The organism is Leuconostoc sp. C5, assembly GCF_056530425.1.
Genome location: NZ_CP134351.1, coordinates 430,595 through 444,669, shown reverse-complemented (window position 1 = coordinate 444,669; position 14,075 = coordinate 430,595). Strand labels below are relative to the sequence as shown.

At 38.1% G+C, this 14,075-nt stretch carries 14 protein-coding genes and 1 riboswitch; of the genes, 2 read left to right on the top strand and 12 right to left on the bottom strand.

Translation table 11 applies throughout. The annotated features are described in order from the left end of the window. Nucleotides 1-77: 77 nt before the first annotated feature. The 12 genes from thiE to RHP56_RS02345 form a co-directional block, all read right to left on the bottom strand. Nucleotides 78-716, bottom strand: a complete 639-nt coding sequence (gene thiE / locus RHP56_RS02400; protein WP_102753105.1) for a thiamine phosphate synthase — start codon at nucleotides 714-716, stop codon at nucleotides 78-80. Beyond that, nucleotides 709-1,542, bottom strand: a complete 834-nt coding sequence (gene thiD / locus RHP56_RS02395; RefSeq protein WP_102753104.1) for a bifunctional hydroxymethylpyrimidine kinase/phosphomethylpyrimidine kinase — start codon at nucleotides 1,540-1,542, stop codon at nucleotides 709-711. Before thiD ends, thiE begins: the two co-directional genes overlap by 8 nt. Further along, nucleotides 1,535-2,314 carry a hydroxyethylthiazole kinase gene (gene thiM / locus RHP56_RS02390; RefSeq protein WP_014324356.1) on the bottom strand — a complete coding sequence of 260 codons (780 nt, stop codon included), beginning with the start codon at nucleotides 2,312-2,314 and terminating at the stop codon, nucleotides 1,535-1,537. Before thiM ends, thiD begins: the two co-directional genes overlap by 8 nt. 144 nt (nucleotides 2,315-2,458) lie before the next feature. Further along, a riboswitch (TPP riboswitch) is annotated at nucleotides 2,459-2,549 on the bottom strand. Nucleotides 2,550-2,586: 37 nt separating this feature from the next. Further along, nucleotides 2,587-3,300, bottom strand: a complete 714-nt coding sequence (locus RHP56_RS02385; RefSeq protein WP_042250808.1) for an ABC transporter ATP-binding protein — start codon at nucleotides 3,298-3,300, stop codon at nucleotides 2,587-2,589. Beyond that, nucleotides 3,297-4,082 (bottom strand): ABC transporter ATP-binding protein, encoded by a 786-nt coding sequence (locus tag RHP56_RS02380; RefSeq protein WP_011679323.1) that lies wholly within the window; start codon nucleotides 4,080-4,082, stop codon nucleotides 3,297-3,299. Before RHP56_RS02380 ends, RHP56_RS02385 begins: the two co-directional genes overlap by 4 nt. After that, nucleotides 4,054-5,028, bottom strand: a complete 975-nt coding sequence (locus tag RHP56_RS02375; RefSeq protein ID WP_014324354.1) for a branched-chain amino acid ABC transporter permease — start codon at nucleotides 5,026-5,028, stop codon at nucleotides 4,054-4,056. Before RHP56_RS02375 ends, RHP56_RS02380 begins: the two co-directional genes overlap by 29 nt. Then, nucleotides 5,028-5,906, bottom strand: coding sequence for a branched-chain amino acid ABC transporter permease (locus tag RHP56_RS02370; protein WP_011679321.1), 879 nt, complete (start codon nucleotides 5,904-5,906; stop codon nucleotides 5,028-5,030). Before RHP56_RS02370 ends, RHP56_RS02375 begins: the two co-directional genes overlap by 1 nt. Before the next feature lie 57 nt (nucleotides 5,907-5,963). Next, nucleotides 5,964-7,139 carry an ABC transporter substrate-binding protein gene (locus tag RHP56_RS02365; RefSeq protein ID WP_014324352.1) on the bottom strand — a complete coding sequence of 392 codons (1,176 nt, stop codon included), beginning with the start codon at nucleotides 7,137-7,139 and terminating at the stop codon, nucleotides 5,964-5,966. Between the two features lie 350 nt (nucleotides 7,140-7,489). Next, a complete protein-coding gene (locus RHP56_RS02360) occupies nucleotides 7,490-7,996 on the bottom strand; it encodes a hypothetical protein (protein ID WP_014324351.1) in 507 nt (168 codons plus the stop codon). Next, nucleotides 7,993-8,283 carry a hypothetical protein gene (locus tag RHP56_RS02355; protein ID WP_010291654.1) on the bottom strand — a complete coding sequence of 97 codons (291 nt, stop codon included), beginning with the start codon at nucleotides 8,281-8,283 and terminating at the stop codon, nucleotides 7,993-7,995. The genes RHP56_RS02360 and RHP56_RS02355 overlap by 4 nt, the downstream gene beginning before the upstream one ends. Beyond that, nucleotides 8,280-9,437 carry a vWA domain-containing protein gene (locus RHP56_RS02350; protein WP_096638958.1) on the bottom strand — a complete coding sequence of 386 codons (1,158 nt, stop codon included), beginning with the start codon at nucleotides 9,435-9,437 and terminating at the stop codon, nucleotides 8,280-8,282. The genes RHP56_RS02355 and RHP56_RS02350 overlap by 4 nt, the downstream gene beginning before the upstream one ends. Next, nucleotides 9,434-10,585: an AAA family ATPase gene (locus RHP56_RS02345; RefSeq protein WP_042250822.1), complete on the bottom strand. Its 1,152-nt coding sequence runs from the start codon at nucleotides 10,583-10,585 to the stop codon at nucleotides 9,434-9,436. The genes RHP56_RS02350 and RHP56_RS02345 overlap by 4 nt, the downstream gene beginning before the upstream one ends. 124 nt (nucleotides 10,586-10,709) lie before the next feature. Between RHP56_RS02345 and RHP56_RS02340 the strand changes: the two genes are divergently transcribed. Next, a complete protein-coding gene (locus tag RHP56_RS02340; protein WP_011679316.1) occupies nucleotides 10,710-11,327 on the top strand; it encodes an SDR family oxidoreductase in 618 nt (205 codons plus the stop codon). A gap of 88 nt (nucleotides 11,328-11,415) precedes the next feature. Further along, complete coding sequence (locus tag RHP56_RS02335) at nucleotides 11,416-14,025, top strand: YfhO family protein (protein ID WP_102753102.1); 2,610 nt, start codon at nucleotides 11,416-11,418, stop codon at nucleotides 14,023-14,025. The last annotated feature ends 50 nt before the right edge of the window (nucleotides 14,026-14,075 follow it).

Here is a 14,075-nt window from a genome sequence, read left to right as displayed (position 1 = left end):
TAAACACCCCTACTATAACACCATTATTCATTCGCAAAGTATATTTTGTTTGTGATATTTTCAGCAAAACACATTATTTATAAATGTAATGAACGCCAATATTTTAAGGTAGCGCTTATATTTGCGCTTTGACTAATCATACTGATTACAGCAGCACCGTTAACACCCGTAGATAAAACTGATGACAAATTTGTCTCCGATATTCCACCGATTGCCACACTTGGCCATTTACTTTTGCTTGTCAAATATTTTAAACCTTCAACCCCAATCTCTGGATTTGCATCAGCTTTGCTTACCGTCGCAAAAACAGGACCAATTCCGATATAATCAATCCCTTTAATATTCTCTATTCTTTTATATTGGCTGTCATCAGACACCGATACCCCAACAGCTAGATTCCCAGCTAATTGAATATTATTGATAATATCGCCATCTTTTTGCCCAAAATGAACACCCTCTGCATCAATTTCATGTGCTAGTTGAATGTCATCATCAATAATCAATGGTACATGGTAGTCAGCTGTTAGTTGCCGGACTTTTTTGGCTACTCGTAATTTCTCTGATCCACTTAAAGCCAGTTGCCCTTTTTCTCGATATTGAAACACACTGATTTTCGATTGCAGTGCTTCCTCTAAGACTTCAAAAAAATGTCTCTCTCCATTGGTGTCCTGAGTTCCTAATACAAAATAATTTACTAATATGCTCGGATCAAACATTTTCTAGCACCTCTGGAAAATGCCTGTCAGTCATTCTTGCCTGGTGATTAAGCGGTCCATGCCCATGCCCAACATCGATACCTTCACGAATGGTAGCATCAACATAAGCTTTTGCATGAATAATAGCCGTTTTCATATCATCTCCCAAAGCTAAACGAGCAGTAATGGCCGCAGAAATTGTATCCCCTGTCCCGTGAGTTCTAATTGTATCTACCCGTGAGCTTTTAAGCCAAAAATGACTACCATCAGCCAATAGAATATAGTCATAAACATCTTTCCCGGAGGCATGTCCACCTTTTAATAATACGTTTTCAACTCCTAATTGTTGTATCTTTGAAGCTGATTGCATCACATCTTCATGGTTAGTAATGTTTGACCCACTTAAGACTTCAGCTTCTGGCATATTAGGCGTAATGAGCGTTGCCAGCGGTATCAAACTAGACTTAATAGCAACTATGGCCTCATCACTCAATAAGTGAGCGCCTCCCTTGGCAACCATTACAGGATCTAATACATAGTTACCAAAATCTGCTTGTTGTAAAAATTCAGACACTGATTCTACTGTGGGCACATCACCAAGCATGCCACTTTTTACAGCACTTATTTTTAAGTCATCAGCCACTGATTTTAATTGGGCATGGATCATAGATGGTGAAGTCATCGAAACTTGCTGTACACCCATTGTGTTTTGTGCTGTTAGAGCAACAATAACATTAGCGCCATAAACACCTTGGGCGGCAAACGTCTTTAGATCCGCGCTAACTCCAGCGCCACCACTGCTATCCATACCAGCAATTGTTAGAACTTGGGGTGTTTTATTAACCATGATTCAGCACACTTTCCTTAATAAAATTTTGAACATCGATATTATCAATAACAAATAATTCATCTAATAATTGATTTGTAAAAGAACCTGGTTGATTCGTTTTTGTAGCGGCTTTTTGTCCAGCAAGTTTGAATGTAGCCATTGCATTCATCACATTAGGAACCTTTAGCCCATCGGCAATGAACGCACCAATTAATGATGATAAGGCATCTCCTGTACCTACAATAGAAGATAATTGTTCAACATTTATATCAAGTGTTTGTGTGTATTGACCATCACTGACAACGTCACAAGCCCCGCTTAGCGCAATCACTGCACCTGTTTTTTTGGCGGCACGCTGTGCAATTTCAATTACGTCACCTTTTCCAGTAGCATCAATACCTTGACTAGCAAAATCAATATCGGCAAACCAAGCAATTTCGGCTGCATTACCACGAATAACATCAACATGACCAGATGCTAAAAATTGTGTAATGGCTTTAGACCTAAATGGAACTGATACAGCAACCGGATCTAATACGACTGGCTTGCCTAATTGGTATGCTTCCTGAGAAAGTTTAATAATATCGTTAATTTCTACTTTTTGAAGCGTCCCTGTGTTAATAATCACCGCATTGGCAATTCCGGCTAATTCCTTAAATTCTGCTAGCTCGCGACTCATTAACGGTGAGGCACCAACAACATTAACTACATTAGCTACAAATTGTGGTGTAACAAAATTTGCATAAGTAAGGACAAGAGGTGATTTCGTTCTAATGTCTGTAATATTCATGATTAAATTCCTTTTTTGTTTGGCTTCGTGTTTTTAAACAAATATCTTCATTAATTTTAAAAATTAACATTAATGAATAAAAAAACCGCTAACTATCAGAAAAGATTAGTTAACGGCTAAATAGGCATATTTATACACTAGAATAGTTCATTATTATAATCTTCCTTCGCACGAATTACCGTAATCAGGTTCAATGGGTATCTCTCAGCCAGCTTGGGCACCCCAGATATTTATTTAATTCTACTTCAGTGTACCTGAATCCATATGAATAATCAACCGCCTAAGTATGCTTTGCGCACGTCATCTGATGCAAGTAGCTCTGCTCCCGTACCTGTCATCGTAATCTTTCCACTTTCCAAAACATAGCCTCGATCCGCAATTTTTAGCGCTTGATTCGCATTTTGTTCGATTACTAATACTGTCATTCCTTGTGCATTAACATTTTTAATAATATCAAAAACTTTCTCAATAAATAGCGGTGCCAAGCCCATGGAAGGTTCATCCAACAATAACAATTTTGGTTTTGCCATTAATGCGCGACCCATGGCTAGCATTTGTTGTTCACCACCAGATAAAGTCGCTGCATCTTGATTACGTCTTTCCTTTAAAATTGGAAACTGATCGTAAATAAGTGCGTATTCATCTTTCAAGTTAATACCCTTGCCTCGAGTAAAAGCACCCAACTGTAGGTTTTCTTGAACAGTCATGCCAGAAAACACGCGACGTCCTTCTGGCACTTGAGCAACTCCACTTGAGACAATTCGCTCTGAATTCATAGTCAATATGTTTTGATTTTCAAATAAAATACGTCCCTTAGTGGGTTTTTCTAAGCCCGAAATCGTACGTAAAATTGTAGTTTTCCCAGCGCCATTAGCACCAATTAGTGATACGATTTCGTTATTGTTCACCACAAAGTTAACGTCTTGTACCGCTTTAATGGCACCATAACTTACGTTTAAATTTTCAACTGTCAGTAATGCACTCATTCGTTATTTTCTCCCAAATATGCACGGATCACATCGGCATTTTGCTGTATTTCTAATGGTGTGCCACTGGCTAATAACTTACCGTACTCTAATACATATAATCGCTCACTGACAGCCATAACAAGGTTCATATCATGCTCAATTAAAATAATTGTCATCTTAAATTCTTGTTGAACTTGTTTAATTAAACGTGTTAAATCAGCCGTTTCTTGTGGATTCATACCAGCTGCTGGCTCATCTAAAAATAAGATTTTAGGTTTTGTGGCCAATGCCCGCACAATTTCTAAACGTCGTTGTTGCCCATATGGTAAGTTTGTTGCCAGCGTATCTTGTACCTCCAGCATATCAAAAATACTTAGCAGCTTACGAGCTTCGTTTTTTAGTTGCTCTTCATTTTTATAAAATGAAGGTAAACGAAACAATGAACTGAATACATGTGCCTGAGTACTAGAATTCATAGCAATCATAACATTCTCTAATACTGTTCGACTTTCAAACAAGCGAATATTTTGAAAAGTGCGCGCAACGCCTAATCGAGCACGTTTTGCAGGAGATTGACGATTGACATTAGCTAACTGCTGACCATCAAATAGGAGTACTTCTCCCTCACTAGGTGAATATACACCTGTTAGTAAATTAAATAATGTGGTTTTACCCGCACCATTTGGCCCAATTAAACCAATTAACTCATTTTCGGCAGCTTCAATATTAACACCATCAACAGCAGTTACACCTCCAAAACGGATACTTAAATCACGCGTTTTCAGTATTGTCTGAGCCATGTCCGTCTCCTTCATCAAATAACCATTTCTTTAATGATAGTTCTCGACTACCAAAAATACCTTGAGGTCTAACCAGCATCACAGCAATTAAAATAACAGCGTAGATGACCATACGCAAGGAACCAAAATTTTGTAACATTGTGTCTAACACACCTAACGCAATTGCTGTCACAACTGTCCCACTCATTGAGCCAATCCCACCTATCACAATAATAATTAAGATCATAATACTTTGCATAAAAGCATAGTCTTTAGGCGCAATAGATTGGATGAAACTTGCACGTAAGCTACCAGCCATAGCAGCAAATAATGCCCCTGTCACAAAAGCAATTACCTTATACTTAGTTGTATTAATTCCTAAGGATTCGGCAGCAATTTCATTATCACGAACGGCAATAATGGCTCGCCCAGGCATACTACGAACAAAGTTGACCACAATAATCAATGTTATAACTGCTAGTATATAAACTAATTGCCAACTCACAAAAGGTGCGATGCCAAAAATACCAGCTGGTCCGTTAGTTATTTTCAAGTTCATAATGACAATTCTAATAATTTCAGCAAACCCTAATGTTGCAATAGCCAAATAATCACCACGTAAACGCAAAGTTGGAATACCAACAATTAAGGCAATTACGCCACTGACTACGATGCCTGCAGCCATTCCCAAAATAAAGCCAATGATACCAGGAACAACTTCCATAACTAATGCTGTCGCGTAAGCACCGATAGCCATAAATCCAGCGTGCCCTAACGAAAACTGCCCTGAAATACCAACCACTAGATTAAGTCCCAGTGCAGCAATGATATTAATGCCGATAAGTACAATCGTTGTGATGCCATAATGACCAATAAGGCCAACCATTTGAGCTACGAATATCAATATGAACCCCATTGCAGCCAAAGATGCCCATGATAACGTGTATTTAATATGCGCTTGATCCATCAAACTTTCTCCCGCTTGTTTTTCCCTAAAATACCAGTCGGTTTAATAAGCAATATGACAATCAACATTGCATACACAATCGCATCTTTGTAATCTGAAAAAGCTGTCGCTTGAACCATTGTTTCCAATATACCGATTAGCCAACCACCTACTGCTGCCCCTGGAATAATGCCTATACCGCCCAAAACCGCGGCAACAAAAGCTTTCAACCCAGGAGTCATACCCATCAATGGGTCAATACTGTTATAATATAATCCAATCAAAACGCCACCAGCCGCCGCCAATGCTGACCCAATTGCAAATGTAAATGAAATTGTGTGATTGATGTTGATGCCCATTAATGACGCTGCATCTGGATCTGCGGATACTGCCCGCATCGCACGACCCATTTTTGTATTTTTAACAATGTAAGTTAATAACAGCATCAAAACTATTGAAGTTACAGCAATAATCAACTGAATATTTGAAACTTGTATACCATAAAAGTGGTATTGTACTGTCTTAATCGCCTGTGGAAATGAACGTTGATCTGACCCATATAAATAAGTCATGCCATTTTCTAGTAAAAAAGAGATGCCTAAAGCGGAGATAAGAACCGCAATTCTTGGAGAATGACGCAATGGTCGATAGGCAATATACTCAATGACCACACCAATAATGGCGCTTACTGCCATTGCGAGAATTAACGCTATAAAGAAATTCAAATGTAAAACCTTGATGAAAAAATAGCCAAAATACGCACCGAGCATGTATATATCACCATGTGCAAAATTGATTAATTTAATAATACCGTAGACCATTGTATAGCCTAAAGCTAGTAGCGCATAGACACTGCCTAGCATAAGACCATTGATTAATTGCTGAATGAAAGTAGTCATTTTAACCTCAAAATATTATCAAACGCATTAGTTTCATACGTTTCTTAGAAAACGTGTTCACTTAACAACTACGGCAGATGACTCTTTACCATCAGTCATACCGACCATAACCATTGATTTGACAGGATTGTGGTCTTTGTCAATTGACATCTTACCAGTTACACCATCAAAATTTTTCAAGTTAGCCAATCCCTTAGTAATTGCCGATTTGCTAGTTGAATTTTCATTTTCAATAGCTGCTTTTATCATGCGAACTGAATCATAAGCTAAAGCTGTAAATTGTGATGGATACTTGCCGTAAGCCTTTTTATAAGCTTTGGCGAATGGTGCTGAAACCTTAGTAGCTGGTGCATCAACTGAGAAATGTGCCGCGTAATAAACATTGCTTGTATTTTTATTTCCTGCAATTTCAGCCGTTTTAGGATCACCAATGCCATCTGGTCCAATAACCGGCACATCAATCCCCATATCACGCATTTGCTTCAAAATTGCGCCACCCTCAGTGTAATAGCCATTGATTGCAATTGCGTCAAACTTTTTATCCTTAATTTTTGTCAAAACTGCTTGAAAGTCTTTCGTCCCTTCTTGATAAGATTCAACATCTACGACGTTACCCTTAAAGGCTTTTTTAAATGCAGATGTGATACCAGTACCGTAATCGGAAGAATTGTCCTGGAAAATCACAATATTTTTAGCTTTTAAAGTCTCTGTAGCAAATTGTGCCATCTTTGTACCCATAAAAGAATTTTTGTATTGTGCGCGGAATACGTAAGGTTGAACATTCCCATTCTTTTGCAAAGTAATGTTGTCTGCACCAGCAGTTGGTGAAATCATCGGCGTCTTACCCTGAGTTGCCACTGGCACTGCTGCTTGAACACCAGAGGTAATCACGGGACCAACGATAGCACTGACTTTTTCTTTGTTAATCAAACTACTTGTTACCGAAGCAGTTTCAGTATTGTCCGTCTTAGCATCTTTGTTAATGATTTTAAACTTATAGCTTTTTCCGTTAACTTTAACACCACCATTAGCATTAATTTGCTTTATAGCAAAGTTAGCACCATCTTGCTCAGCTTTTCCATATGAGGAAGCGTCACCAGATGTATCAAAAACACCCCCAATTTTGATCACATTTGATGTTGATGCTTTGCTAGACTTATTGACTACCCCAAATGCAACAATACCACCAATAGCAACAATAAACGCAGCGCCGACAATTACAATTTTTTTCATTCTTTCTTCTCCAATTTATTCTCTCAATTCCTTCTTTTCGCAAACAAAAAACCCATGAATACCAAAATTCATGGGTTACTAATCGTTAATAATGACAGCAGTTATACTCATCACTTCAACACCCATGAACACTGATTCCAGTTAGTCATGAGTGCGAAAAACCTCATCATGACTACAGCATGAGGAGGAGAAGGAGGGCTTGAGATGAGTTTTGTTTTTGATTCATGTTTTGCATGATGTGTTGCCTCCTAATTTCTTAATATCTAATATCATACAGGCCAGTAAAAACATTGTCAAGAACATATCGGGATTTACACGATAAAAATGTGAAAATTAGCCTTCGTAATTACTTATCCCCACCACTCCTTGTCAAAGTCACGCATTTTGGTAGTCAAGGATAATTGCGATTGATCAGTCACGTGCTGATAAGTTGTAGTATACGGATTTTTCATCAAAGCGTGCATTTGTTGATAGATTTCACTAGCTAGAAAACGTGCCAATTCATCGTGAGTAGACCAGAATGACCAAATCATGTACTCTGACTTACCATTGTCATTTTGAGCCATAATGGCATTCCCAGTTAATAACTTTGCAATCAATTCATCATTGTTATCTTTAGCCTGAAAAGCAATTTGATGGATAACATTCCCCTTAAATTGTCCGATAACTGCTCGACTCTCAAATCCAATAGGACGGGCAAATTTTGCAACGACATTCTGAGCATCAATGATGAGTAAATTTGTCCCCGCCAGTTGAGAGATTTTTCCTAAATAAAATACATTTTGCGGTTGAGCACTTTGTAATGTTAACAGTTCCGAAACTGGCTGCTCTGGTGCTAATACTAAGTTTATTTTCATAAAAATGGCTCCTTTAATAGTTTAACAACGTCTGGTGATAGTCGACTGTTGTTGTGGCTTATAAATTTCTGTACACCCTTAAACGTCGACAAATCAACATCTGTTTTAACAACATTTGCTTCGCTTAATGTTTTCGCAAAAGAAACATCGGCTCGTGTAATCATCGGCATGTCCCACGGCTCACTTAATAGCAATGATTCCCACTGCCCAATCAGTAATGCTTCTGCCCGCTTGTAGCGTATGTCTTTATCAATAAAACTCTTAAGATCTCGAGGTTTTAATTTCATAGCGTAATAACCTTTCCAAATGGTGATGGTATGCTTAATGTTTGCCCCTCTGGTAGTAACCAATACACATGTTTAAATTTGGTTTGAATCAACTCTTTTTCGCCATCGCCGTCCGTAAAAATAACTACCAGTGTTTGCAAAGGGGAAAATTTTAAAGCGGGCAATGCATCAAATATGCTTTGGAAAGTTGTCCCACCACCGGCATGGCGCTGCCAAGTTTTTATATTTTTAATTTGATGCACCTTCGTATCAAACGAAAAGAAATGCACGTTAATATCAAATTGTTTTGTTATCTGCATTGCGTTGGCTAAAAACTCACTTGCCTGTGAATTAGATATTGATGCAGAATTATCAATAAAAACAGCAATTTCCGTATCATAACGACTAATTTCTCCTGGTAGATCAAGTCGATAAGCCTGTCGGCGATTAAACCTAGCTCGTGAATCTTTCTTTTTATTTGGTGCTTGACTGATACCAGATCGCAAAATACTTTTCCAGTTACGTTTTGGTACGACAACCTCGCTAATTTGTTGCAAAACCGCACCCGATACATTACCACGCCCAGCGTATTTCGTATCGTCATTGGCTTTTTTTATCACATTTTTAAGTGCAGACTCAGCTTCTTCTATTGAATTACTCGCGCTCTGCCATTCCGTATGTTTTGGCATAGCCTTCTTTTTTGCCCGTGAATTTTTTTGATCAACTTCTGACAATAAAGAAATATAGGTCGATGAATCTTGATTGTGTGGTAAATTAATGTGATAGAGTTCATTAATAGTTTGAAACGATATTGCACCAGGTAGTTCACCCAAATCTCTTGGTAAGTATTGGTTGACCGCTAAGTCAGTACCTATATCAACCATTTGATTATGTTCTCGTTCTTTCGCATAACGAGTCGGATGCTGCCAAATAACATGCAAAGCCTCATGAGCTAACGCAGCAGCAACCTGGTTGTGTGATGTAAAACGAGCCGTTAATAAATTAGGGTTAACCAGTAAGTACCAGTGGTGTCCTTGCCATTTTAACGCTAATGGATTAGCAGCCTGTGGGTTCACCTCTCGGACTAAGTTCATCACAATATTGCCGTAGAGGGGCGATACATCGAGCAATGTTTTAATACCATCAATAATTAGATTGTCATTCTCTGATTTCATCGTGTAGCAATATCCATAATCTGTTGATATAACACGTTGGCATAATGATTATCAGAAGCATATAAATCATCCAAAATTGGCGCGCTCGTCATTTGTTTTACCAGTGCATACTGTCCATCGGGAGCAATCAAATTGAGTAACTCACTGAAACGGCCAGCATTATTGTCTAGTCTCATATCTGCCGTTAATAATAAGGTTTTCATCACGTTCAGCTTTTGAATTTCTGAAAAGCTCTCAAATTTTTCACGTATTGTCTGTGGTAATTTTGGACCACTTGGTAATGAATCAAAGACGTCTTCAGCTGTTAGACTAGTTGTTTTTTCTTGGACAAAAGTCACAAATTGTGTGGCACAATTGTCCCCAAGATCTCCTGCCACGATATCAAATAACAGTTCATCCTGCTGCTCATTGGTTAGTTTTTGCAGCTGGAATAAATTATCAGATACGCGCTGCCACGCACGCGGGGTAGGGTTCAAGTCAATATCTCGATTTTTTGGGTACAATAATTCGGCATTTTCGGCAATAAATTGGCGGACCAAGTCGTGTATGTGCGGCCGCTTTTTTCCAGATGCGGCCCACTGCAACCAATCACGAACTGAAACAGTCATGACAAGTCGAGTGGTTCGATCTTTAATCGCTGCATCAGATGTTTGAACCGCATATTCGGCATTCTCAAACCCTTGCATTGAATCATCAGGATTTTCTGCGAGAATGAGTTTAACATTATCAGGCAATACCAGATCATTAATCTGTCGCTGTAAAACAAGATTCATTAGTTCACCTTGTACTGCTTGTGATCCTCGGTTGAATTCATCTAAAAACCAGATAATTGTTCGGTCCGGTTCGACTTCAGCTTGTTCTATAATCTGTATCAAAGTGTGTGTATAACCAAATTTGATATCAGCCAATCGACCATAATTTTTAGTTTGCAAGAATGATGTCTCATTCAAAGGTGGAATTGGAATTGCTAAATCTCCTTTTTCAGATAATGAAACTACTGTTGTAAAAAGTTTTGCACCCAATTTTTTAGCTATTTCAGCAACAAGGGCAGATTTTCCAATTCCAGCTTCTCCCACAATCGTCGGTACGTTACCGCCACGCAAAATCAAAGGTACAGCTACTAGTAATTTTTGATAAGTTAAACTCATATAAACCTCATGTTTTATGTATAGTTAACCGTGTCTAAAAGCTAATAATTATCACCACGTTTATTTCTATACCCTTTCTAAGTATATTCTACCGCAACACAAACAATCGTGCTAAAATGAAGACATGACAAAAAACATTTTAATCCTCGGTGCCAACGGTCAAATTGCTAAAATTGTGGTTGACATACTGGCAAATACCGATACAAAAATTACATTAACTTCTCTTCATGCTCGCCCTGAAAAGTCAATCAAATCACTTGATGCTACCAAGGAAGAAAACTTGGTTCGTGCGCTAAAAGACATTGATATTGTTTATGCAAATATTGGTGCAGAAGGTCGACAAAAAAACGCCGCTAATGCCTTAGTTAACGCAATGCACACTGCTGGCGTTAAGCGCTTAATTTGGGTCGCAACAATCGGTATTTACAATGAGATAGCTACCGAAACTGCTGACATTTGGCGTAATATTTTGGGCACCCCAGACAATGAAAACACCTACATGGGCGATCAAGCTGCTGCAGCTAAGCGCATCGAAGAGTCCCAATTGGACTATACAATCATCCGACCCAATGAATTAACAGATGATAATAAAATGCAACAAGTGAATGTCCAAACTGATCCTCACGAAAAAATTATTGGTGGCCCAATCACTAGAACAAGCGTCGCAGAATTTATTGCACAGCTATTATTAAATCCCGAACAACATATTGCAGAATCTGTTGCGATTTCTTCAACTAAATAACAACAACTTGGCCAGAATTTTCTAATACGGAAGAAGATTCTGGTTTTAATTTTTCTCAATTTAAATAAAATTTGGTATGCTAATACTTATGAAAAGTAAAATTAAAAAATACACAATTTCACCGCTTGCACTCAGTTTCTGGATTCCTTTTCTTGTTCTAATCGGATATTTTGCTTATCGAAAAATGGCACCCTTTGGTTCCAACTCTATCCTGACTGTTGATCTTGGTCAACAATACATTGATCAATTTGCAGCATTCAAATACACTATTTTACAACACCCATCCAGTTTCTTCTATTCATTTTCAAACGCATTAGGTGGAGATATGTTAGGTGAATGGGCCTACTATTTGATGAGCCCATTTAACTTCATTTTTCTTTTTGTATCAAACGCTAATTTACCTGCTGCGATTCTATTGGTTATCTGTTTAAAGATTAGTGCAGCTGGTCTCTCAATGGGTTACCTTTTAAAAAAATTGCATTTACAACATGGCTACTATATTACCCTCTTTGCCATCAACTTTGCTCTATCAGGTTGGTTTGTCGCTAATAATCTCAACCTACTATGGCTTGATACAGCTGTCATGCTGCCACTTGTAATTTATCAGCTTGAACAAGTATTCTACCGTCAAACATGGTGGCGTTATAGCGTCTTACTTGCTATTACTATCATCACGAACTATTATATTGGCTTCATGGTAGCCATCTTTATTGTTCTTTATTTTTTGTGGCGCCTCACATGGCCTAATGTTAAACATCGTCTAACTATTTTATGGCACTTTGCTCTTGGTTCTATTATTGGTGGCGCATTATCCGCGTGGCTTATTTTGCCCACCTACTTCCAATTGACGCTTGGTAAATCACAATATAATTCCGAATTTTCTTTCAAATTTGATAACAATCCTTTGCATCTATTTCTCAAGTTAATTCCGGGCAGCTTTGATTTTGACCAGATGCAGAGTGGTCAAGCCAATTTTTATGTTAGCGCGTTTATTTTAATCACATTGGTTACCTTTATTACCACTCGTGTCATACATTGGCGTGTCAAAGTTGGTGCGTTTGCTATTTTGAGTTTTCTCATCTTGGCAACAACATGGGCGCCCTTAACCTTACTTTTTCATGGTTTTCAATATCCGGTTTGGTATCCTTACCGGTTTAGTTTCCTAATTAGTTTTTTTGTTATATACTTAGCTGCAATGAGTTGGCAGCCGACTTGGCGACCTCAAAAAATAACACTTATTTTGCTATTTGTCTCTTTAGTAGGCGTCGCGGTATATGCGTTTATAAATGATCAAAAGACAAGCTACACAGACAGTAATAGCATTGCCATTTTTATTGGATTAGCTTTATTAACGCTAGCCCAATTTACTTTTAAAAATCACGATCGTATTTGGTTGCCGATACTTAGTCTAATCACCATCGTTTCCCTTGGCGCCAATGTAGCATTAACACTGAATCATTTTTCATATCTTACAAACACCGAATATCAGAATGCCATTCACGCCCTTACCGACGCAAAACAAAAAATTGAAAAAGATCATTCATGGTACCGCGTGGCACAAACATTCCAGCGCACACGTGGCGACTCAATGATGCTTAACTATTATGGTGGTGCTCATTTTAGTTCTGCTTTACCAAAGGCAACACCAACTTTCTTTGGTAATTTTGGTCAACCAGATGGTGATAATTACGTTGTTTATAGTAATGGTAGCGTATTATCCGATGCCTTTTTGGGGATGAAGTATTTTATCACGGCAAATGGCAAAGATAATGGAGACGCTGGCCAGCCTAGCCAACATCTAATTGGTTTTCGTCCTGATAGCAAAAAATACAACCTTAAGGCCACTACCAAAACCACAAATGTTTATCAAAATAAAAATGCTTTGCCACTCGCATTTGCAGCTAGCTCTGGTGCATTGAATACGAAAATGCTTTTCAATAATCCACTCCAAAATCAAGGTAATCTTTGGCAAGGTATAACAGGCTCAACAACCTCAACTGTTCATGTAGATAACTTCCAGAAGTCCATCGGACATAATCTTACTGCACCAAGTATGATTACTGGTTCAATTATCACTCGACAAAATGCTGCAAAACCTGCAAGTCTTGACTTACAATTTACGCCCACAAATAATGATAGTTATTATCTGACGATCGGCAGCGGATTAGACATTAAAAATTTTGATTTATTAATTAACGGCAAGGTAATTACACAATTCAATACTTACCGACACACTGTTGTTGTTAATTTGGCCACAAATGCCAAAGATAAACTGCAAACTATCACGTTTAGGCTTAAAGATACCCAAACACTAGCGCTGACAAATGTGACTCTGTATCACATCGATAATGAGCGAATAGCCAATGATTCGACTAATTTGAAACAGAATGGTCTAAAGATAAGCAAACGCTCGCAGCGACGCATTGAAGGCACTATCAAAACAACGACAAAAAAGCCACTCGTTATGACAACTATTCCGTCAATTCCAGGCTGGCAAGTTAAGGTTGATGGTAAAACAGTCAAAACGACCAAAGTAGCTAATTATTTTATAGCAGTAAAAACAAAACCTGGCCTTCATAAAATATCCTTTGTATATACACCACCTCTTTTCTATTACGGTGTAATAATTAGCTTACTCGCCTTATTGCTATTATTAATAATTAATCGAAAATCTATTGCAAAAAAAATCCACACATGATATGCTTTTTCCGTTATATTTTGCGGAAAAAAGCGCAAATTGAAAGGAAA

What these genes read in the sequence shown, in the direction of transcription:
- RHP56_RS02345 (WP_042250822.1), bottom strand. Translation starts at nt 10,585, where the DNA reads ATGAGTTTAACTTATCAAAAATTACTAGTAGCTGTACCTTTGATTTTG.
- RHP56_RS02350 (WP_096638958.1), bottom strand. Translation starts at nt 9,437, where the DNA reads ATGAAATCAGAGAATGACAATCTAATTATTGATGGTATTAAAACATTG.
- RHP56_RS02380 (WP_011679323.1), bottom strand. Translation starts at nt 4,082, where the DNA reads ATGGCTCAGACAATACTGAAAACGCGTGATTTAAGTATCCGTTTTGGA.
- thiM (WP_014324356.1), bottom strand. Translation starts at nt 2,314, where the DNA reads ATGAATATTACAGACATTAGAACGAAATCACCTCTTGTCCTTACTTAT.
- RHP56_RS02335 (WP_102753102.1), top strand. Translation starts at nt 11,416, where the DNA reads ATGAAAAGTAAAATTAAAAAATACACAATTTCACCGCTTGCACTCAGT.
- RHP56_RS02375 (WP_014324354.1), bottom strand. Translation starts at nt 5,028, where the DNA reads ATGGATCAAGCGCATATTAAATACACGTTATCATGGGCATCTTTGGCT.
- RHP56_RS02365 (WP_014324352.1), bottom strand. Translation starts at nt 7,139, where the DNA reads ATGAAAAAAATTGTAATTGTCGGCGCTGCGTTTATTGTTGCTATTGGT.
- RHP56_RS02340 (WP_011679316.1), top strand. Translation starts at nt 10,710, where the DNA reads ATGACAAAAAACATTTTAATCCTCGGTGCCAACGGTCAAATTGCTAAA.
- RHP56_RS02385 (WP_042250808.1), bottom strand. Translation starts at nt 3,300, where the DNA reads ATGAGTGCATTACTGACAGTTGAAAATTTAAACGTAAGTTATGGTGCC.
- RHP56_RS02370 (WP_011679321.1), bottom strand. Translation starts at nt 5,906, where the DNA reads ATGACTACTTTCATTCAGCAATTAATCAATGGTCTTATGCTAGGCAGT.
- thiD (WP_102753104.1), bottom strand. Translation starts at nt 1,542, where the DNA reads ATGGTTAATAAAACACCCCAAGTTCTAACAATTGCTGGTATGGATAGC.
- RHP56_RS02355 (WP_010291654.1), bottom strand. Translation starts at nt 8,283, where the DNA reads ATGAAATTAAAACCTCGAGATCTTAAGAGTTTTATTGATAAAGACATA.
- RHP56_RS02360 (WP_014324351.1), bottom strand. Translation starts at nt 7,996, where the DNA reads ATGAAAATAAACTTAGTATTAGCACCAGAGCAGCCAGTTTCGGAACTG.
- thiE (WP_102753105.1), bottom strand. Translation starts at nt 716, where the DNA reads ATGTTTGATCCGAGCATATTAGTAAATTATTTTGTATTAGGAACTCAG.